The following is a 21160-nucleotide window of genomic DNA, read 5'->3' on the forward strand; positions in this document are numbered from 1 at the left end:
GAATTGTGATTCCCAAAGCAGTAAGATCTTTATAGATAGCTGCCTGAAATTTAAAAAGATAATTATTGAAATACAGACAACTGAAAAATAAATACTAATGAAAAAAGTTTTTGTTCTTATAATGCTTTTAGTGGCCGGAACGGCTTCGATGCTTCATGCACAAACTCCTAAATTTGGTCATATCGATATGCAGCAACTGATTCAGGTGATGCCTGAGCGTCAGACAGCTCTTGAAACGCTTGAAAAGGAAGCCACAGAGCTCGAAAGCATGCTGGGTACCATGCAGGAGGAATTTCAGACCATGATCCAGGATTACACCCAGAAAAGTGAAACCATGTCGGATTTAGTACGTCAGGCCAAAGAAGAAGACATACAAATGAAACAGCAAAGAATTGAAACCTTCAGGGCTCAGGCCGATCAGCAATTGCAACAGAAACAGCAGGAGCTGATGGTTCCGATCTTTGAAAAGGCCGATGTTGCCATTTCAGAAGTTGCCAAGGAAAACGGACTGATTTATGTATTCGATATCAGTTCACGCGTTGTGCTGTACAAATCGAATCAAAGTGTTGATGTACTTCCACTCGTAAAGAAAAAAATGGGTATCGAATAATGCCCGCTTTCAGATATTTAAGAAGAGTCGCTTGCTTTTGCAGGCGACTCTTTTTAAATTCGCCTGTTCGTAAAACTGTTATTATCACGAAAGATTCCTGTTAATTGTTAAGAGCACATCCCATAGGTATTTTTGATTCAGGTTATGGAGGACTCACCATTCTGAGGCAGATCCGGCAAACCTTGCCACAATACGATTATATCTATCTGGGTGATAATGCACGCACACCCTATGGAACGCGTTCGTACGATGTGGTATATGAATATACCCTTGAAGCAGTAAAAAAATTGTTTTCGATGGGCTGTGAACTGGTAATTCTGGCATGCAATACGGCTTCGGCAAAAGCACTGCGGAGTATTCAGCAACGCGATCTGCCTTTAATTGATCCCGATAAAAGAGTATTGGGTGTAATACGTCCCTGTGTTGAAGAAGTACCATCGCTAAGTAAAAACGGACATGTTGGCGTACTGGGGACCAACGGAACTGTTTCGTCGCAATCGTACCTGATAGAGCTTGAAAAAATAGGCAGGGGAAAACTTGTTGTGAGCCAGGAAGCTTGTCCCATGTGGGTGCCCATTGTGGAAAACAATGAGATTGGAACTCCGGGGGCCGATTTTTTTATTGAAAAGAACATTCGTAATATCATGAAGTCTGATCCCTTGATCGATACACTGGTATTAGGATGCACCCACTATCCGCTACTCACCGACAGTATTAAGAAATATTTGGACGGGCAGATTACGATTGTCGATCAGGGGCCCATTGTAGCCCGAAAACTGGCCGATTATCTTAAACGTCATCCCGAAATGGAAGCACGCTGTTCAATGGATGGTAGCATCAGCTATTACACAAGCGAACAGGCATCCAATTTCAACGACAAGGCGAGCCTCTTTCTTAACGAACCGGTTAATGCTGTCAAATTGCATTTATAGCCCCAAATCGTCGCTGATTTGTTGCATGGCTTTAAGCGATAGTTCCACAAAGCGATCAAAAGGGATCCCCGCCAATTCACATTCCATGATATTCTCACGTTTTACCGAAGCTGCAAAAGCTTTCTGTTTCATTCGTTTGCTGATCGATTTCACTTTAACGCTTGCAAGTCGTTTGTCGGGATAAACAAGCGCGGTGGCTGTAATTAAACCAGTAATGGTTTCACCGGCTGCCAGTGCATGCTCAAATTTGTTGCTGCGGTCAAGTCCGCTAGCTTCTTCGTTGTGCATCACAATGGCCTGAATACTTTCCTCATCGATTTTGTTTTTAAGCAATTCACGGGTTTTCAAACCATGTTCCTTTGGATTTCCGGCGGTTATTTCAGCATCCAGATCGTGCAACAAGCCTGCAAGGCCCCATTGTTCTTCATTTTCATTCAGTTCGTTGGCCATGGCCCGCATCACCGCTTCCGATGCCAAGCTGTGCCTGAACATGTTTTCATTTTTAATGTATTGGCCCAATATTTCGAGCGCTTCGTTCCTTTGCATCATCGCGTATTTAAAAGCAAAGGCTGTTCGGAAAAAGAACAGCCTTTGGTAAGGTGAGTTAAGGATTTTATCTAAAAAAATTAACTAGTCGAATTTATGACTTTAAAATGGGTAATGCAACTTTTTAGTAGGCATTTATGATTTGGATAAAGTCATCGGCCTTCAGCGATGCCCCGCCAATTAATCCGCCATCAACATCAGGATTGGCAAACAATTCAGCAGCATTTTTGGGATTGCAGCTTCCACCATACAGCAGTGGAATTTCGTTGGCAACTTCCTGTCCATAGCGGGCAGCCATGGCATCACGTATGTCTTTGTGCATTTCCTGTGCCTGTTCAGTGCTGGCTGTTTTGCCGGTTCCAATGGCCCAGATCGGTTCGTAGGCTACAATTAACTTTTTAAATTCGTCGGCTTCGAGTTTAAAAATTGTTTCTTCAAGCTGTTTAATTACGTATGCTTTTTGTGTGCCGGCTTCACGAATTTCAAGTGGCTCACCACAGCAGTAAATAGGGGTGAGTTCGTTTTCGAGTGCCAGCGCCAGTTTCTTGTTCAGTGTTTCACTGGTTTCACCATAGTATTCACGACGTTCGCTGTGTCCAAGAATAACATATTCAGCTCCGGTTGATTTTACCATTGCAGCCGAAACTTCACCGGTAAATGCACCTTTTGCTTCTGCGGCACAATTCTGGGCCGAAACACCAATGCGCTCTGTGTTTACCGTATCGGCCACCTTGCTAAGGTGAGTAAATGGAGTTCCCAATACAACTACAACATCTGCTGCACCTTTTTGGGCAACAACATCGTTTACTGCTTTTGCCAATTCAAGCCCTTCATTCAGGGTGGTATTGCATTTCCAGTTTCCGGCAACAACTTTTTTCCTCATTTTCAATGTATTTTAATTCGATATTTAGATTTGATTTGAAGTGAGGCAAATTTATCAAATTTGAAGGAATTCGAAAGTAAAGTGCTTATTTTTACTCCTTCTTTAACAATGAAGTAATACTTTTAAACATGAATTTACGACGAATCAACAGCATCATTGCCGGCCTGCTTATCTTCGCTGGTTTTGGAATGATCCACAGTCCGGTACAAAGCACTGAAAAATTGGGAAGTATCTTTATTGGGATTGGTTCGCTTTATTTCATTGTTCTGATCGTTAAATCCTACCTTAAAAAATAAATACATTAACTATGAAACATTTTTCTATTTCGCTTACCATTTTGGTGCTTTTTACCGTTACGGCACTGGCGAAAAGCTATGAGCTTTCTTCGCCCGACAATGCGATTGCCGTCAACATCGATGTAAATGAAATCATTCGCTGGAATGTGACATTTAAGGGACAGCCGGCCATCGGCGAAACAGTGATCGCTTTAGATCTTTCGGACAAAAAAGTTGGTATAAACGATCAGGTTAAAAAGCAGCGTAGTGAGTTACTTCACGAACGTATTGAGCCTGTTGTTCCGCATAAGGATGCAATTATTGAGGCACAATACAGGCAACTGAGCTTATCGCTGGCATCGGGATACGATTTGTTGTTCAGGGTGTACAACGATGGGGTTGCTTATCGCTTTGTTAACCGAAGTAAAAAACCCAATGTGGTTTACAACGAAAAAATGCAACTTAATTTTCCTTCCGGGACTACTTCCCTGTTCCCTAAAGAAGAATCGATGTATTCGCATAACGAGCGTTTGTATCCTAAGGTTTTGCTCGATACATTAAGTAAGGCAGACTTTTGCAGCCTTCCGGTATATTTTGAAAGCGTAAAAGGTGTAAAAGTACTTTTTACCGAAACCGATTTGCATGATTATCCTTGCATGTATTTGCAGGGAAGTGAAGACGGAGTACTTGAAACACTTTTTCCCAAATATGTTCTCGAAGCGGTACCCAATGCCGATGGGGGTCCCGATCGCAATCAGATCATCACCAAAGAGGCTGAATATATTGCTCAGATTCAGGGAGGAAAGGAATTTCCGTGGCGCTTGTTTATTATCAGTGATGACGATCGCACCTTCGTTGAAAGTAATCTGGCATTTCAACTGGCAAGTCCGAATGTGCTGCAAGATACTGATTGGATCAAACCCGGAAAGGTGGCCTGGGACTGGTACAATGCCAACAACATTTATGGTGTCGACTTTAAATCGGGACTGAATACGGCAACTTATAAGTATTACATCGATTTTGCCGCCGACAACAACATCGAATATGTGATACTTGATGAAGGATGGACCAAATCGACCACCGAAATACTGGAGAATAATCCCGATATCGATGTGGCTGAACTGATTCGTTATGGAAAGGAAAAGGAGGTTGATATCATTTTGTGGGTTTTATGGAAACCGCTTGATGAAAATCTGGAAGAAATACTGGATACCTACCAGCAATGGGGTGCCAAGGGGATCAAGGTTGATTTTATGCAGCGCTCCGATCAATACATGGTCAATTCGTACGAGCGCATTGCCCGTGAAGCAGCAAAGCGTCGGCTGTTGGTCGATTTTCACGGTGCCTTTAAACCATCGGGTTTGCGCGGAAGGTATCCCAATGTGCTTAGCTACGAAGGGGTAAAAGGCAACGAAAACAACAAGTGGAGTACCGACATAACACCCGAGCATACTGTTACGATACCATTTATAAGAATGGCTGCGGGGCCAATGGATTTTACACCCGGTTCAATGATCAATACACACCCCGTCAACTACAGTGTTAGTTTCGAAAGGCCCATGAGCATGGGTACCCGATGTCATCAGCTTGCCATGTATGTGGTATACGAATCGCCCATTCAGATGCTGTGCGAGTCGCCTTCGACCTACCGACGGGAACAGGAAGCAGTCGATTTCATTACACAAATTCCCGTGGTGTGGGACGAAACCCAGGTACTCGAAGCCAAAGTGGCCGATTACCTGCTCATCGCACGCCGAAAAGGAAACACATGGTATGTGGGGGCCATGACCGATGCTACACCAAGAACGCTTGAGCTTGATCTTTCGTTTTTGGGGTCGGGAAATTATCATGCTGAAATTATGAAAGACGGAATCAATGCCGACCGCTTTGCTCAGGACTATGCCAAAGAAGAAAAACCAGTTGACCAGAACACCCAACTGAAAATACAAATGGCTTCTGGGGGTGGCTGGGCTGCCATCATCAGAGCAAACTAACTAAGATAAAAGAGAGCAGTCAGTATGCTTGTTTAATGACTGCTCTCTTTATTTCTTCCGTCTTTTTTTTCTCTCACTTACTCTTTTTTTCTCCTGTCTCCTGTCTTCTTCCCTTATTTTCCTTTTCTGATTCTTCGCCGTTTAATGGCGTAAATAGAATCGACTCCCCGGTTAACAAATTTCACGTCCTCGATGGAGTAGAAGGCATTGGGATTGTAGGTGCGGATCAAATCGATAACCAAAGCTACATCCGATCGGTTAACAATGCTGTACAAAATACTCACCTTGCCATTGGCTCCGTTGGCCTCGTGATGGGTAATTCCGTAACCGGCAGCTTTTAGCTTGGCAAGCAGGTCGGTGGCAGCTTTTGCCGTAATAACTTGTATTTTAACTACTCCCATGGCCATTTTTTCTTCAATAAATAAACCCAGGTAGTTTCCGGTAGCAAAACCGGCGGCATAGGCAACAATATTCACCCAGTTATCGAGGTTTTGCATGATTTTTCCGATAGCAATGATCCAAATTATTACTTCGACAAAACCCAAAAAAGGAGCCACTATTTTGTTTCCCTTCGAAACCATCACGATGCGGATGGTACCAATCGAAACATCGATGATTCTTGCAAAGAAGATCAGCAGCGGGACAACGATCAGGTTGAAATAATCAAAATTTTCCATTTTGCATTTTTTTTAGTTGAAACTAAAAACACAAATACCTTTATTCAGGCTACGAAAATACCTTTTGATTCTCTATTATTTATATGCTGGTGAATAAACGATTTAAAAAAAACACAATTCCTCTGATCAGAAGCTGTATCAGGTAGAAAACAAGTGCAATAACAAGAATATAACCTATTTGAGTATACAGCTCATTCCAGTTGGTTTCGAAATGAATGATGGCATATATATTCAGTCCGATAGAAACAATTAATGCCAGCAGAGCAATTATTAGTTCCCTTTTAATATGGTGATTTTGAATAACAATTGGTTTCATTCGTATCTTTCTTTTAAATGATAAATTCAGCAGGCATTTCAAGTTTTTTACCGGTTTCGATGGCGATCTCACCCAGCATGGTCCAGATGGATGAATTATAACCTTCGAGGGCAATTTTTTCAGGAGCACTACCTTGTCGAATAAATTGAATAAAAGCTTCGAGCTGCAGCCCTGTATCGGCAAAGTCGGTACCACTCAGAATTGAATTTCCCTTGTATTTTGAGGCGGTTTCGGGGGCCCAGCTGGCTCCTCCAATTGGAAGACTTTCGAAGAGACTGTTTTCAATGTTGTTAATCAGCTGTTCAATTCCTGGTATTTTAGGCGCGTCTTCTGAAAACTGACGGTTGGTTTCAAATTCAATGGTTCCCTTGTGACCTAAGATCTGCTCTTCGAGCCCGTGTTTTTTATTGCTGGTCATTGAGTCGTAGATAAACTGGGTACCATCGTCGTAGGTGTAAATGAGTGCAATGTTGTCGTCTACCTCGCGGCCATCGTTCCAAAAACGGATGCTGCCGGTACCCATTACCGAAACTGGATTTTTTTGAAGTGCCCAGTTGGCCACCTGAATCTGATGCGACATCAGCTCGGTAAGCAAGCCTGCAGAGTATTCCTTGTAAAGCCGCCAGTTAATTTTTCGTTCCAGCTGCTGATTGTTGCCGGGTAAGGGGCGTCGCCAGTTGTTGTTCCGGTGCCAATAGGCACGTATTTGCCCTATGGTGCCCAGTTCCCCGTCGTGTATCCGCTGCATTCCTTCGATGTAAACGGGATTAAATAAGCGCTGATGACCAATTTGCAATATCCGTCCCGTCGATCGATGAGTATCGTACATTCGTTTTGTTTCGTCGAGTGTGCGGGCCATGGCTTTTTCACAAAACACGTGAATTCCTGACTCAAGACAGTCGACTGTAATATGAGCATGCTCGTGCAGGGGGGTGGCAATGAGCACTGCATCGGGTTTTTCCTTGGCAATCAACTCGCGGTAATCGGTGTATGTTTTTGGAGTAAGACCTTTTGAATGGCACATTGCAGCCGATTGATCGAGATGAAGTTGGAAATTATCGCAAAGCGCAATCAATTCAATGTTCGTTTCATCAATCAACTCAAACAGGTGTCGCATCAACTGACTTCCACGGCTCCCGGTACCAATTACTGCAAGCCTTACCCGGTCGTTGGGCCCCTTTCCGGGTGAGGCATTGTTTGCAAAAGCACTTAGCCAGGGGCTTGCCGCCAGCGATACTGCCGATCCGGTCAGAGCCAGTTGTCGGATAAAGTCCCTACGATTTTGTATTCCCATATCTTTAAATAATATCGATTGTACATTCTTTAAACTGAGCTATAATAGCCGGGTGTTGTTTTTGGGGTGCTGCCAGCAAGGCGGTTGAAAGTACTTCGGCCTCGGTTGGCTCATTGTTAATAATTATCACCGTTTTTGAGGTATTTACTATCTCATTTTCCTGCGGGTTGAAGATGTGATTTTCAACCAGGTGACTTTGTTTTCTTTTAGAGGAGCTTACCGAAACTGCATGGTTGTTCAGCTGCCAGCTTTTTCCTGAATTCCCGTATGCTTCTGAAAGTGAAAACCGCCAGTAGCTTCCATGCGGATGGCTGCCACGGGTAAGCACAGCGCTGCCGCCAAAACTGATGAAGGCATTGTTTATACTGAAACTGTCGATACAAGTTGCAATGTCGTTGAGCGCCAGCCCCTTTCCCATGCCTCCAAAATCGAGTGAAACTGCAGGATCGGTAATGGTCACCGTTTGCATGGTTTTGTCAAGCAAAAGGGATTCGTGATAGGGGCGTGCCGGCTTATCAAATGCTTCCCTCCCGTGCTTTATTTCGTGGTAAGTGTTTCCCAGCCTGATGTCGAAATAGCCCTTCGTATCTGAGTGAAATTGTTGTGCCAGCTCAAGTGCCCTGAATAAGCCAGAGCTGATTTTGACTGCTTTGTTTTTGGGTGAATTGTTCAAATCAAAAACTTCAGCCTGCCGATGATAACGGCTCAAAATGAGCTCCCAGTGTTGCAGCACTCCTTGAATCTCGATGAAAGCGGCTTCACATATTTCGGAAGTACTTCCCCAGAAAATCACATCGAGTTGGGTATTCATCGCCATTAAAGAGCGATGAAAAAGCTTGATTTTGGCTGCGACACTCATTGTTGCCTTACAATTTAGGTTCCCAGCCTTTTTCGTATTCACGTTCCCATAACTTCATTGCTTTTTTGCTGTTTAGAATGCGTCCGGTATCGGGGTCACATTCAAGAACTTCATTGGTTCGGTAAGCAATGTTTGAAAGGTGACACATCAGGGTGCTGGTGGCTCCTTCCTCAATGGTTGAATTTTGTTTTTCTTTGCCTCTGATGGCATTAAAGAAGTTCTGAACATGCAGGGTCGACATATCGCCACCGCCTCCCAACTGGGTTCCGCCTTCCGATCCATCTGATTTGCGCTCGCGAATCAGTTTGCCGGAGCGATCAAATAAGCGATAGCCTTCCCGGTCGACCCATACCGTTCCTTCGCTACCGTAAATAATGGTTCCACGGCCTGCACCGTAGGTGGGGTGACTGTTGCGGCTTTTGCCGTCCCACTTAATTGTTTTTCCACCCGGGTATTTGAAGGTCGCATCCATGGTGTCGTACATGGTCCATCCATCGTCTTTCCAATGGTATTTATCAGCATCTACAATTACTTTTTCAGGATTATTGACCTGCAAGGCCCAACGGGCAATATCGTATTCATGGGTCGCATTGTTGCCGGTTTCGGCTGTTCCATGGTCCCATCCATACCAGTGCCAGTTATAATCCCAGGTGTCGTGCTGGTAGTTCTTACGGGGAGCAGGTCCCTGCCACAGCTCCCAGTCGAGTCCCTTAGGTACCGTAGCATCAACCGGATTAATCACCCTGCCACGGTTATTTGAATAGAAAGCTTGTGCCAGGTAGGCTTCACCAATGACGCCACGATGTATTTCGTTGATTATTTCGATGGTTAATGCCGACGATCGTTGCTGATTACCCATTTGAATCAGTTTGCCATAGCGTTCCTGCGATTTAACTAAAATTTCGCCTTCTTTTGGATTGTGACTACAAGGTTTTTCAACATACACATGTTTACCTGCTTCGTTGGCCAGCCATGTTCCCGGAGCATGCCAGTGATCTGGTGTGGCGTTTATCAACACATCGAGTTTTGGATCGCCAATCACCTTGAAAAAATTGCTTTCGAGTTGGGGCTGATAGTCGAGTCGTTTTCCAAAACTGGCAGCAGCCCTTGTCATCTGACTTTCCATTACATCGCAGAGGTAAAGCAATTCAACATTGCTCTCCTTGAGTGCGATGGGATCGATGAAAGCACCCAGCCGACGCCCTAATCCGGCAATGGCAACGGTTAGCCTGTCGTTGGCACCAATAATGCGGCCATAGCTTTTTGCACTGAGCATCATGCCACCAAGGCCAATACCAGCGGCAGTAAGCGAAGTATTTTTAATGAAATTCCTGCGTGATTGCTTATGATTTTTCATCGTTGTACAGTTTAGTCAAGTTTTTTGATTTTGATATTTTTAAAATTTACGGCATCGCCATGATCCTGTAAGAGCAGGTGGCCACTTTCGAAATCGCCGAAACCGGGCCATTGTGCATATTTACTGTAGGCTACCAATGCATGCCACATTTGGGTATTGCGTTCGTATTCAACTACTTTTATTCCATTCAGAAAATGTTGTACTTTGTTGCCATTCACTACTACGCGGGCCCTGTTCCACTGATCGAAGCCATTTACATATTTAGTATTAGGCAAGTGTGGATTGTGTTCGAGTCCATCGGCTTTGATTAAGTCGTATAATGAACCAAGTGTACGGTTTCCGTTAACACCGGCTTTGGCATCGGGGTGGTTTCGATCGTCGAGAATCTGAAATTCACAGCCGATGGCCGAGCCAGCTCCCTGATTCATTTCAGTATCGACAAAATATTTAATTCCGCTGTTGGCACCCTTGGTGAGTTGAAAATCGACTTCCAATACGAAATTTGTATAGCGATCGATGGTAACAATATCGCCACCATTGGCTGATTCTGCGCCTCCTGAAGGAAGAACGCTCAGTATGCCATTTTCAATTTTCCATCCATTTTCAGGAAAGTCTTTTAGTTTGGCACCGCGCCAGCCCTTGCTTGTCTTTCCATCCCATAAAAGTTCCCAGCCCGCTGCTTTTTCTTCCGGAGTAAGCTCATTCTTAAGATAGCTAAGCTGAGGGGCAGGGCTTTCAACCTTCATGAAATCGGCTGCATCCATTTCACTAAGGCGAATGTTTTTCCAGCGAATGGTTTTGCCCGCCAAATCGCTATTGTTTCCGATATTATGAACCTGTAGGGCAATAAAGCCTGATTCGGCTTCCTCTTCGACCAGATTGGCAGCAGGGACTCCATTCACCCAGGTCATAATGTGTTTTTCGAAGGCGATCACTTTAAAGGTATTCCATTCCCCTTTTTTGAAGGCTGTTTTTGCGGCTTCGTTGTATTCCAGGGGATAGCGCCAACCTTTACGGGCTTCATCGTAGATGCCTCCGGCCCAGCCTCTTTTACTGTCTTCGCATTCAATCTGCAAGCCATGTACGCGACCGTTCATGTAGTTTTCGCTGCTTTGGCTTCTGATTTGCACGCCGGAGTTGAGTCCTTCATCTATTTTCATCTCGTACTCAAGAATGAAGTTCTTATATTCCTTATTGGTACTCAGAAAGGTATTGGGTGTATTGGTTTTTGACACACCAACTATTTCATCGTTTTCGACGTAAAATTTGGCATCACCATTTAATATTTCCCAGCCATTCAGGTTTTTTCCATTGAATAAGAGCTGGCTGTTGGCGTTAAGCGAAACCATTGATAAAAAAAATAAAATCAGGGCAATTTGTTTCATAGTAAATTTGTTTTTGACAACCATTAGTGCATTAACTTGAACTAAATGGCTGATTATAAATAGGCAGTTATTTTTCTTTTATAGAAGCAATTTTTCTGTTGTTTAATGGGGGTTTAATATAATAATAACTTGCTAAAAAGCAGTGGTTTTTGAAGTGATATTTTAATGCCTGAGCTATTTGTGTTCAACTTTTATGCTGAGCACTTTAAATTATTTTTTTGTAGACAGGGTTTCAAATGAGTGGCGATGAAAAAAATAGAGGCAAACAAAAAGGGGCTCATGGCCCCTTTTTGATCATATTATGATAAAAAATCAATTTTATTGTTCAAATACGTTGGCAATTTGTGTGGTGCTGTATTTGCCTTCGTCGAGTTTCTTGCGTACTTCGGTGAACGCTTTGATGGTGTAGTCAACATCTTCGAGCGAGTGTACCGAGGTTGGAATCAGGCGGAGCAGCAATTCACCCTTAGGAATGACAGGATAAATAACGATGGAACAAAATACATTGTAGTTTTCACGCAAATCCATTACTACGTTGGTTGCTTCGGGAACGCCGCCCTTGAGATAAACAGGCGTAACAGGAGAGTTGGTGGCTCCCAGATCGAAGCCCTGATCTCTTAGTCCTTTTTGCAGATGGTTCACCACTTTCCAGAGGTTATCACGCAGCGATTTTTCGGTACGCAATAGTTCCAGTCGTTTCAAAGCACCAATTACCATGGGCATTGGAAGCGACTTGGCAAAGGTTTGAGAGCGCATATTGTATCTCAAAAAGTCGACTACGTCTTCGTCGCCGGCTACAAAGGCACCAATTCCGGCCATGGCTTTGGCAAAAGTTGAAAAGTAGATGTCGATTTTATCCTGAATGCCAAAATATTCACCTGTTCCGGCACCTGTTTCACCCATGGTTCCAAAGCCATGCGCATCGTCAACCAGAAAACGGAAGTTGTATTTTTCTTTCAGTGCTGCAATTTGGTCAAGCAGCCCCAGGTCGCCGGCCATGCCAAACACGCCTTCAGTGATAAGCAAAATTCCACCACCTGATTCAGCTACCCGTTTTTGAGCAAAGCCAAGCATTTTTTCACATTTTTCCATGTTGTTGTGCTGGAAAACAAAGCTTTTTCCTCCCTTGGCTTTATGGAGGAAAATGCCATCCATGATGCATGCATGACTTTCGGAGTCGTATACAATTACATCATTCCGGCCAACAATTGAGTCGATAATGGAAACCATTCCCTGGTATCCAAAATTGAGCAGAAATGAATCTTCCTTGCCAACAAATTTTGCCAGTTCGTGTTCCAGCTCTTCGTGTTTGCTGGTTTGCCCCGACATCATACGCGCACCCATCGGATATGCCATTCCATATTCAGCGGCTGCTTTGGCATCGGCCTCGCGTACTGCCGGATGGTTGGCCAGCCCCAGGTAATTATTCAAACTCCATGTAAGTACCTCCTTGCCCCTGAACTTCATTCGGGGTTGGATTTCTCCTTCTAATTTAGGAAACATGAAATATCCGTGAGCCTGCTTTTGGTATTGACCAAGGTCACCTTTGTTAGCTCTTAGTTTATCAAAAATATCCATTGCTTAGTTATTGATTAAACGTTGCAAATGTAAAATTTTTACAGGTGTTTACAAATAGTCCCAATTTTTAAAATTTTAACTATAAATAATTTCTCCCTGCTGCTTAAATCTTTATTTTGCGGCTTTCATTATTGAATATAAAAATCTATTTTTGCACAACATTTTTAGCTATGGATAAAAAGTGGTTTTTCTTATTGATTATTAGTCTGTTCCTGTTGTCGTGCAGCGAATTCAACAAAGTCGTGAAAAGTACCGATTATGAGTACAAGTATAAAAAGGCGCTGGAGTATTACGAAGCAGAAGACTTTACACATGCCAATTCACTCTTTCAGGATTTGGTTTATGTGTTCCGCGGAACTTCGAGGGGCGATGACCTTTATTACCACTATGCCCAAAGCCTGATTGGACAGAAAGATTACGTACTGTCAGGTCATTATTTCAAAAATATCATCGATCAGTATCCCAGGAGTGAGTTTGCCGAGGAGTCTCAATTCATGATCGGGTATTGTTATTATATGGATTCACCCACTGCCAAGCTCGATCAGCAGGTTAGCAGGCAGGCCATCGATGCATTGCAATTGTTTATTAATATCTATCCTTTTAGCGATAAAGTGGCCGAAGCCAATATCCTGATTGATGAGCTGAACGAAAAGATTGCCTACAAATCATATCTCAACGCCAAGCTTTATTTCGACATGGATTATTTTAAAGCTGCGGTTATTGCGCTTGACAATAGTCTGTCCGATTATCCCGATACGAAATACCGCGAAGAATTACGCTATCTGCTTTTCAAGTCGAAGTTTAACCTGGCCGACAACAGTGTGGAAAGCAAGAAGCGCGAGCGTTTGAACGATGCGCGTGATGAGTATTTTAATTTTGTTGATGAATTCCCTGAAAGCAAATATATACGGGAAGTACAGCGGGATTTTAAACAAATATCAGATGAATTGGGTTATGATGAAGATCTTTCATCGATTGATTCATAAAAATAGCTTATTTTTGCAGGGCTAAAATTATTGCAATAGTATTTAGAAAAAAGTTCAAGAAATATAAAGTATGGATTACAAAAAGACAAAAGCAGCAAACAACACCATTAGCCGTAACATTCAACAGCTAAGTAGTGAAACTGGCAACATGTATGAGACTGTGATGATTCTGTCGAAACGTTCGAATCAGATTGCCTCAGAGCTGAAGGAAGAACTCAATCAGAAATTGTCTGAATTTGCTTCGTACACCGATAACCTGGAGGAGATCTTTGAAAACCGTGAGCAGATCGAAATTTCAAAATTTTATGAACGCTTGCCAAAACCAACGTTGATTGCTACACAGGAGTTTATCGAAGGCAAAATTTATCATCGAAACCCATTGAAGGATAGTAGAAAAGGTAACTTTTAAATCCTTGTTGTGAGGTTAAAAGGAAAACATATTGTTCTTGGAATAACAGGGAGTATAGCTGCTTACAAGGCAGCTACTCTTTTAAGGGGCCTGGTGAAAGAAGGAGCCGAAGTACAGGTTGTAATTACCCCTTCGGGGAAGGAATTCATTACGCCGGTCACCTTGTCGGCTTTATCGAATAAACCCGTTGTGAGTGAATTTTTCGGAGCCAACGATGGCAGCTGGAACAGCCACGTCGACATTGGTTTGTGGGCCGATTTAATGATTATTGCCCCGGCAACCGCTTCATCTTTAGGTAAGATGGCCCATGGTATTGCCGACAATATGCTGATTACCACCTATATGTCGATGAAGTGTCCGGTAATGATTGCTCCGGCCATGGATCTTGACATGTATAAGCATCCGGCCAATCAAAAAAATATTGAAATACTGAAATCCTACCACAACATCATTATTGAACCCGACAGCGGAGAACTGGCAAGTGGCCTGGTAGGCAAAGGACGCATGCAGGAACCTGAGGCCCTGCTTGAAGAAGTTGTTCACTTTTTCAATAAAAAAAAAAGCTAAGCGGTAAAACTTTTCTGCTTACTGCCGGCCCCACCCACGAAAAAATTGATCCTGTTCGCTTTATAGGAAATTATTCATCGGGTAAAATGGGTTACTCTCTGGCTAACGAGCTGGCCAGCCGCGGAGCAAGGGTTTTACTTGTTTCCGGCCCGGTTGCACTTACGGTGAATCATCCCAACATTCAGTTAATTAAAGTAACATCGGCCCTCGAAATGCACCGCGAGGCTGTGAACTTATTTCCAGGCACCGATGGTGCGATCATGTGTGCCGCAGTGGCCGACTATAGGCCGTCGCAACAGTTCGGTCAAAAAATGAAACGCAAAAGTGACCAGTTGAAAATAGAGCTGATTCCCAATCCCGATATTGCTGCCAGTTTAGGAGAAATTAAAAAAGAAAAACAAGTACTTGTTGGTTTTGCGCTCGAAACCAACAATGAACTGGAAAACGCCTCGGCCAAACTGAAAAAAAAGCAGCTCGATTTCATTGTGTTAAACTCCCTTAATGATCCCGGAGCCGGCTTCCAATCGGCAAGCAACAAAATTACCATCATCGGTAAGGATAATAAAATGTACAATTTCGAGTTAAAATCAAAAGAAGAAGTTGCAAGCGACATTGTTGATCACATGGAAACGATCATCAGCTTGTAAATTCATCTGCTATTCTTATTTTTACTTTTGCAAAAGTTGTATTTATGAAGAAACTACTGATCGTAATGTTGCTTTTTCTGTCGATCGTTCCTGGTTTTGCGCAGGAATTGCGCTGCAATGTGAGCGTAAATGCCAGCAAAATTACAGGAGCGAACAAAAATATTTTCCGGACGATGCAGATGGATTTGTACGATTTTATGAATAACCGAAAATGGACCAATCATAATTATTCGAATACCGAACGCATTGAATGCAGTATCAACATTCAGCTGAATAAACAGATTTCGGCCGATGAATACGAAGGCATTATTACTGTTCAAAGCAAGCGAACTGCCTTTAATTCATCATACAAGACAACAGTGCTGAATATACGGGATGAAGGTTTCAGATGCAAATACCAGGAATACCAGGCCATTGAGTTTAGCGAAAATGCCAATAAAGATAACATGACCAGCATACTGGCCTATTATGCCTATGTTATTCTGGGTTTCGACTACGATAGCTATTCACCCAACGGAGGTAGCGAGTATTTTGAAAAGGCACGTAAAATTGTCAATGAGTCGCAGAATTTTCCCAATTCGTATCGTGGATGGAAAGCCTTTGAGTCGGATTACAACCGTTACTGGCTGGTAGAAAATGTACTCAATACAAGTTATTCATCGTTTAGGCAGTGCATGTACGACTATCACCGCAAGGGACTCGATGCCATGGCCGAAAGTGTGGAGTCGGGAAGGGCAGAGATTGCAGAATCACTCCGTTTGATACAACAGGTTTTCAGGGCCCGATCGCGTTTGTACATTACCCAGGTATTTTTCGATGCCAAGTCGAATGAGCTGGTCAATGTATTTTCGAATTCCTACCCCGATGAGCAGGACCGTGTTATTCAGATCCTATCGGAATGTGATCCTTCCAATGCATCGAAGTATGAAAACATCAAAAAGGAAGCTAAAAATCAACTATAACCCATGTTAAGTAAACTTTCTGTTCGCAATTACGCCATCATTAAAACCCTCGATGTTGATTTTGCTCCCGGATTCTGTGTAATTACAGGTGAGACGGGTGCAGGTAAATCGGTCATTATGGGGGCATTGGGACTGATACTCGGTCAGCGTGCCGACACATCGGTGCTCAACGATGAAGCGGGTAAGTGTGTGGTGGAAGGAAGATTTAAAGTAGCTGAAAATATACAGTTACGACGTTTTTTTGATGAGAATGATCTTGACTTTGATATTCCGGTGATTCTTCGCAGGGAAATAACACCTTCAGGTAAATCAAGGGCCTTTATCAATGATACTCCTGTGCAGTTAAATGTAATGAAAACCCTGGGAGTTCAACTGATCGACATTCATTCGCAACATGCCAATCTGGAACTTGGAAGTCATCATTTTCAACTCAATGTACTCGACTGGTTTGGAGGCCATCAGACTTTGCTTGATGAATACGGCATGCATTATAAAGTATGGCGACAGCTCGAGAAGCAGTATGCAAGCCTTGCAGAACAGGCAGCACAGTCGAAAGCCGACCTCGATTATTTTGAGTTTCAGTTTAAACAACTCGAGGAAGCTGTACTCATCGAAGATGAACAGGAAAAGCTTGAATCGGAGCAGGAGCTCCTGAGCCATGCCGAGGAAATAAAAACAGGCCTGAATCAGGTTTATCAATGGCTCGACGGAGAAGCGTTTGATGCTTTGTCGAGATTAAAAGAAGCGGCAGCCACCCTTCAAAAACTGTCGGCTTATCTTCCCGAAGCCGGTGAACTCCACCAACGGGTCGAAAGTCAGTACATCGAATTACGGGATGTCGCCGATGAATGCGAACTGCTTGCCGGAAAAAGTGAAGACGACCCGCAACGGCTCGAGATAATTACCGATCGGCTTAACCTGCTTTATTCGCTGCAACAAAAACACCGTGTTGATTCTGTGGCCGAATTAATTGGAATAAGAGATGATTTTGATTCAAAAATACAGGCAGCCGCATCGTACGATGAAGCGCTTGAAAAGCTGGAACAACAAATCAAAAAGCAGAAAGAACTGGTAACCAAAGCGGCTCTCGGGCTGCATCAGTCCCGCGAAAAATGCTTACCCGAACTCAATCAGGAGATAAGCAGCTATTTGCATCAGCTGGGCATGCCCAATGCACGGTTCGAGGTAATGCTTCGCAGCCTTTCTGAATTTGGTCCCAAAGGGAATAATGTGGTCGATTTTCTGTTTGCAGCCAATAAAGGAGGCCAACCCGAAGAAATCAACAAAGTGGCATCGGGCGGGGAACTTTCGCGCGTGATGCTGGCCATAAAAACAGTGGTGGCACGTTCGAAAGCACTTCCTGCAATAATTTTCGATGAAATTGACAGTGGTATTTCGGGTGAAATTGCTGCTAAAATGGGGCTTATTCTACATAAAATGGCCGCTTACATGCAGGTGATCAACATTACACACCTTCCACAAATTGCGGCAAAAGGCAGCCATCATTATCAGGTGTTTAAAAATGAAACCAGCACCGCTGTTGAAACCGGAATTAAACTTCTTAACGAAGTTGAAAGAGTAGAGGAGCTTGCCAAAATGCTGAGTGGTGAATTTCCTGATAAAGCGGCCTTTGAAAATGCGCGTTCGTTGATGAAGGCTTAAAACACGAAAAGGCTTTCTGCTTTTTTTTCTTCCGGATTCGAAATCTGTTTTTCATTCATATGATTAACATAAAATCTTCTTTTCCATTAAACTTTTTTCAAAAGTCAAGGTTATTCTAGTGTTTAATCTAAAAAAAGGAAAGAATGTTTTATCAGATTCTCAAACATGCCCACTCGGGGCTGCGCTGGTTGGTTTTATTATTTATTGTTAGCGCCATTGTCTCTGCCCTTGTAAAGCTTATGGGTAATAAAAAATACACCAGTGGTGACCGGAAACTGGGAGTGCTCTCCCTTGCCTTTACCCATACTCAGATTATCATCGGACTTGTACTTTATTTTATAAGCGGAAAAGTAGTTTTCAGTGCACAAAGCATGTCGAACGATCTGCTGCGTTTCTTTTTAGTCGAACACATTGGTATGATGCTGATTGCTGCGGCATTGATTACCATTGGATATGTTAAGGCTAAGAAAGCAAACCTGAACAGTGCAAAACTGAAACGTACCCTTATCTTTTTTGGAATTGGTTTGATTGTTATGTTGCTTGCCATTCCCTGGCCATGGCAATTATATGGAGCCTGGTGGTACTAAATTTTTGAAAAAATAAAACCAACATCTTCCGAGGCTGTTTAATTATTATACGGAGTTTGAAAAGTTGTTATTAACTTTAAAAACAGGAAACGATGAAAACACTGCTTGGAATTGTTCGAAACCCTCAGGAAGCTGAAAGTTTTATTGCTTATTGTGCAAGGCTTGCCCATGATCTGAATTTCGCTGTCAAACTAATTTATATTCAAACCTACGATAATTATCCCATGGGTGACCCGGGAGCTATTGGTGTTCCTGCTAATTATGCCTATCAGAATCACGAAGAGCTGAAACGTGATATTAGCGAGTTGCTCGATGCTAAAATAAAGGCTGTTGCAAAAGAACTTCCTTTTAAAGCAGATGTTGCTTATTCAATCGAAACCGGCGTATATTTTTCGATACTCGACGATTTACTGGAAGAGAAGAAAATCGATATGCTGGCGGTTGAAGGGCATGAGGAAGAAAGCTTTTGGTCGCAAACACCAGCCAATATGGAGTTGATTCGCAACCTGGCCTGTCCGGTGTGGGTGATTCCCAAAGGGATACCATACAGCCTGCCCAATAAGGTATTGTATGCTACCGATTACCACGAAGCCGATATTGCTACTTTTAAACGCTTGCACGAAATGTTGGGTGAAATGATGCTTTCATTAACTGCTTTGCATTTGTCAAAAACAGGTGGCTTTGAAGCGGATGTAAAAAAAGAAGGTTTTCAGGAGCTGGTGCGGCGTGAAAGTGGATTTGAACATGTCACGGTGAAGGCACTGACCAGGAGCCCGGAGTTAAAATTTGCAGAACAACTTAATCATTTTGCACTTGAAAACGAATGCAGCTTAATTGTTTTATTAAAAGAAAACAGAGGTTTCATCGACAGTATCTTTCATAAAAGTGAAACCAGGGGCATCATTAAAAAAGCACAAATACCCGTACTAATTTTTCATGAATTGAAGAAGTAATATGAAAGTCTTAATCACTGGAACCCATTCGGGGCTTGGTTTTGGATTAGCTCGATATTATCTGAAGCAGGGGGCTGAGGTGTACGGTATTAGCCGTAAGCAAAACCCAGAACTGGCAGACCATGCTTCTTTTCGTTATTTGTCGCTTGATTTAATTGAGCTCGGTCAAATCGAAGCATTGCTTCCTGCTTTCATTTCAGAACTTAAGTCACTTGATCTGGTCATTCTCAATGCCGGCAAACTCAATGAAATTAAAGACTTAAAAGATACCAGTATTGCTGAAATTAAGTCAGTGATGGATTTGAATGTGTGGAGCAATAAGGTACTGATTGACACATTGACCACCTACTGCAGCATTGGACAGGTGGTGGCAGTTTCGTCGGGAGCTTCGGTAAGCGGAGCACGGGGATGGAATGCTTATGCCCTTTCGAAGGCGACACTCAATATGTTGATCAATTTATATGCTGGTGAATTGGAAAACACTCATTTTTGTGCCCTGGCTCCTGGCCTGGTCGATACCGGAATGCAGGAATATATTGCAGGAATACAGGAAACTGAAAAGTATCCGGTACTCAAAAAATTGCAGACAGCCCGTGGTACCCAAAAAATGCCCGGTATTCATCAAGCGGCAGCGCTATTTGCCCGGGCTGTTACTGAAGTGCGTAACTACAAAAGTGGCAGTTTCCTCGACGTTCGTGAATTGAAATAAGCAATTTGCAGATGCAGCCTAGCAAACAATCCGAATGGCACCCGGCAGCAGTTTTAAGTTGATTTTTAAGGTGTCATTAACGATTTCACCATCAATTTGTATTACCTGAGGTTTTTTAAGCAGCAGTTCGGCCTCGCAGCTATGATATACCTTTACGTATTTCATGGTATGCAGACGACCCGCAAAGATGTTGTAGACAAAACGTACCACCGACCACCAGGGATAAGGCTTAATGACGATCACTTCGAATAATCCATCGTCGATTTTACCTTGAGGATTAATACGCGCTCCGGTTCCATAAGCCTGGGCATTGGCAATGACCACCATTTCGGCTTTTCTTTTTTTGTCAATTCCCTCCTTGGTCTTTATACGGAAGAGGAATGCCTCGTTTTTTGAAAACAGCTCTTTCAACAAATGCTTGGCATAACCACGTAATCCCTTTGATTGCTCTTCTTCGAAACGCTTAACAATGCGGGCATTGATGCCAATATCGCTTAAGTGCAAACAATAGCGCTCATTGATTTGTATGCAGTCAATCTGTCTTTCCTGCCCTTCAAGTATTCGTTTTAGTGCTTTTTCGGCATTGTTTGGTATATCGAGATTGTAGGCGAGCCCATTGGCCGACCCGGCGGGAATAATACCCAGTACTAGTTTTGTATTTAGCAGGAGGGGAGCAAGCATGTTGATGGTGCCATCGCCACCAACAGCAATAATCATTTGTGGTGAAGAGGTCTTGATCAATTGTTTTATTTCTTCCTGGTCATGCTTACCTTTGGTAAGATATATTTCAGGAATAAACTGAAAGCGATCGGCATATTTTTTTACCAGTTCCTCCAGGGTTGAAACGTTGGCTGAACCCGATTTTGGATTGATAACCAGTAAAATGTGCATTCCGTTTTTCTTATTCAAGCGTCTGTTTTTTTTTATATTTTCTTAAGCGTTCATCAAGTTATAAAAAAACGGCCATTAAAG

At 43.0% G+C, this 21160-nt stretch carries 23 protein-coding genes; 13 read left to right on the forward strand and 10 right to left on the reverse strand.

All coding sequences use genetic code 11. The features are described from left to right. The first annotated feature begins 97 nt into the window (after window positions 1-97). A complete protein-coding gene (locus FHS86_RS07020; protein ID WP_429412271.1) occupies window positions 98-610 on the forward strand; it encodes an OmpH/Skp family outer membrane protein in 513 nt (170 codons plus the stop codon). 104 nt (window positions 611-714) lie between these two features. Next, window positions 715-1542 (forward strand): glutamate racemase, encoded by an 828-nt coding sequence (gene murI, locus FHS86_RS07025; protein WP_429412272.1) that lies wholly within the window; start codon window positions 715-717, stop codon window positions 1540-1542. Here the strand turns inward: murI and FHS86_RS07030 are convergent. Continuing rightward, window positions 1537-2088, reverse strand: coding sequence for an HD domain-containing protein (locus FHS86_RS07030; RefSeq protein WP_429412273.1), 552 nt, complete (start codon window positions 2086-2088; stop codon window positions 1537-1539). The two genes, murI and FHS86_RS07030, sit on opposite strands and share 6 nt — an antisense overlap. 124 nt (window positions 2089-2212) lie before the next feature. Beyond that, window positions 2213-2971 carry a triose-phosphate isomerase gene (tpiA, locus tag FHS86_RS07035; protein WP_429412274.1) on the reverse strand — a complete coding sequence of 253 codons (759 nt, stop codon included), beginning with the start codon at window positions 2969-2971 and terminating at the stop codon, window positions 2213-2215. Between the two features lie 128 nt (window positions 2972-3099). On the opposite strand from tpiA, the gene FHS86_RS07040 reads away from it, so the two are divergent. Both FHS86_RS07040 and FHS86_RS07045 read left to right on the forward strand, forming a co-directional pair. Further along, window positions 3100-3267 (forward strand): hypothetical protein, encoded by a 168-nt coding sequence (locus tag FHS86_RS07040; RefSeq protein ID WP_429412275.1) that lies wholly within the window; start codon window positions 3100-3102, stop codon window positions 3265-3267. An 11-nt stretch (window positions 3268-3278) separates the two neighbouring features. Further along, complete coding sequence (locus tag FHS86_RS07045; RefSeq protein WP_429412276.1) at window positions 3279-5240, forward strand: glycoside hydrolase family 97 protein; 1962 nt, start codon at window positions 3279-3281, stop codon at window positions 5238-5240. A gap of 113 nt (window positions 5241-5353) precedes the next feature. Here FHS86_RS07045 and FHS86_RS07050 read toward each other — a convergent pair whose 3' ends face one another. The 7 genes from FHS86_RS07050 to FHS86_RS07080 all read right to left on the reverse strand — a co-directional run bounded on the left by FHS86_RS07050 (window position 5354) and on the right by FHS86_RS07080 (window position 12706). Next, a complete protein-coding gene (locus FHS86_RS07050; RefSeq protein WP_429412278.1) occupies window positions 5354-5917 on the reverse strand; it encodes a DUF2179 domain-containing protein in 564 nt (187 codons plus the stop codon). A 79-nt stretch (window positions 5918-5996) separates the two neighbouring features. Next, the gene (locus FHS86_RS07055; protein WP_429412280.1) at window positions 5997-6233 is read right to left on the reverse strand and encodes a hypothetical protein; all 237 of its coding nucleotides are present in this window, start codon (window positions 6231-6233) and stop codon (window positions 5997-5999) included. Between the two features lie 13 nt (window positions 6234-6246). After that, window positions 6247-7527 (reverse strand): Gfo/Idh/MocA family protein, encoded by a 1281-nt coding sequence (locus tag FHS86_RS07060; RefSeq protein ID WP_429412281.1) that lies wholly within the window; start codon window positions 7525-7527, stop codon window positions 6247-6249. 4 nt (window positions 7528-7531) lie between these two features. After that, window positions 7532-8386 (reverse strand): FAD:protein FMN transferase, encoded by an 855-nt coding sequence (locus tag FHS86_RS07065; RefSeq protein WP_429412282.1) that lies wholly within the window; start codon window positions 8384-8386, stop codon window positions 7532-7534. A 7-nt stretch (window positions 8387-8393) separates the two neighbouring features. Beyond that, a complete protein-coding gene (locus FHS86_RS07070) occupies window positions 8394-9743 on the reverse strand; it encodes a Gfo/Idh/MocA family protein (RefSeq protein WP_429412283.1) in 1350 nt (449 codons plus the stop codon). A gap of 11 nt (window positions 9744-9754) precedes the next feature. Beyond that, on the reverse strand, window positions 9755-11128 hold the full coding sequence (locus tag FHS86_RS07075; protein WP_429412284.1) for a 3-keto-disaccharide hydrolase: 1374 nt from the start codon (window positions 11126-11128) through the stop codon (window positions 9755-9757). Between the two features lie 318 nt (window positions 11129-11446). After that, window positions 11447-12706, reverse strand: a complete 1260-nt coding sequence (locus FHS86_RS07080; protein ID WP_429412285.1) for an aminotransferase class I/II-fold pyridoxal phosphate-dependent enzyme — start codon at window positions 12704-12706, stop codon at window positions 11447-11449. 170 nt (window positions 12707-12876) lie between these two features. On the opposite strand from FHS86_RS07080, the gene FHS86_RS07085 reads away from it, so the two are divergent. The 9 genes from FHS86_RS07085 (at window position 12877) to FHS86_RS07125 (ending at window position 20188) form a co-directional block, all read left to right on the forward strand. After that, window positions 12877-13692 carry an outer membrane protein assembly factor BamD gene (locus tag FHS86_RS07085; protein WP_429412286.1) on the forward strand — a complete coding sequence of 272 codons (816 nt, stop codon included), beginning with the start codon at window positions 12877-12879 and terminating at the stop codon, window positions 13690-13692. 70 nt (window positions 13693-13762) lie between these two features. After that, on the forward strand, window positions 13763-14101 hold the full coding sequence (locus FHS86_RS07090; RefSeq protein WP_429412287.1) for a DNA-directed RNA polymerase subunit omega: 339 nt from the start codon (window positions 13763-13765) through the stop codon (window positions 14099-14101). Window positions 14102-14110: 9 nt separating this feature from the next. After that, on the forward strand, window positions 14111-14668 hold the full coding sequence (locus FHS86_RS07095; RefSeq protein ID WP_429412288.1) for a flavoprotein: 558 nt from the start codon (window positions 14111-14113) through the stop codon (window positions 14666-14668). A gap of 44 nt (window positions 14669-14712) precedes the next feature. Next, complete coding sequence (locus tag FHS86_RS07100) at window positions 14713-15315, forward strand: phosphopantothenoylcysteine decarboxylase domain-containing protein (protein ID WP_429412421.1); 603 nt, start codon at window positions 14713-14715, stop codon at window positions 15313-15315. 44 nt (window positions 15316-15359) lie between these two features. After that, complete coding sequence (gene porD, locus FHS86_RS07105) at window positions 15360-16277, forward strand: type IX secretion system protein PorD (RefSeq protein WP_429412289.1); 918 nt, start codon at window positions 15360-15362, stop codon at window positions 16275-16277. A 3-nt stretch (window positions 16278-16280) separates the two neighbouring features. Continuing rightward, on the forward strand, window positions 16281-17939 hold the full coding sequence (recN, locus tag FHS86_RS07110) for a DNA repair protein RecN (protein WP_429412290.1): 1659 nt from the start codon (window positions 16281-16283) through the stop codon (window positions 17937-17939). Between the two features lie 143 nt (window positions 17940-18082). Then, on the forward strand, window positions 18083-18526 hold the full coding sequence (locus FHS86_RS07115; protein WP_429412291.1) for a hypothetical protein: 444 nt from the start codon (window positions 18083-18085) through the stop codon (window positions 18524-18526). Window positions 18527-18618: 92 nt separating this feature from the next. After that, window positions 18619-19479, forward strand: a complete 861-nt coding sequence (locus FHS86_RS07120) for a hypothetical protein (protein WP_429412292.1) — start codon at window positions 18619-18621, stop codon at window positions 19477-19479. 1 nt (window position 19480) lies between these two features. Next, window positions 19481-20188: an SDR family NAD(P)-dependent oxidoreductase gene (locus FHS86_RS07125; protein ID WP_429412293.1), complete on the forward strand. Its 708-nt coding sequence runs from the start codon at window positions 19481-19483 to the stop codon at window positions 20186-20188. Between the two features lie 18 nt (window positions 20189-20206). On the opposite strand, the gene FHS86_RS07130 is transcribed toward FHS86_RS07125, so the two are convergent. Next, a complete protein-coding gene (locus FHS86_RS07130; RefSeq protein WP_429412294.1) occupies window positions 20207-21097 on the reverse strand; it encodes a diacylglycerol/lipid kinase family protein in 891 nt (296 codons plus the stop codon). Window positions 21098-21160 lie beyond the last annotated feature (63 nt).

Origin of the sequence: Roseimarinus sediminis (genome assembly GCF_050433125.1) — a bacterium.
Taxonomy (GTDB): Bacteria; Bacteroidota; Bacteroidia; order Bacteroidales; family Prolixibacteraceae; genus Roseimarinus; species Roseimarinus sediminis.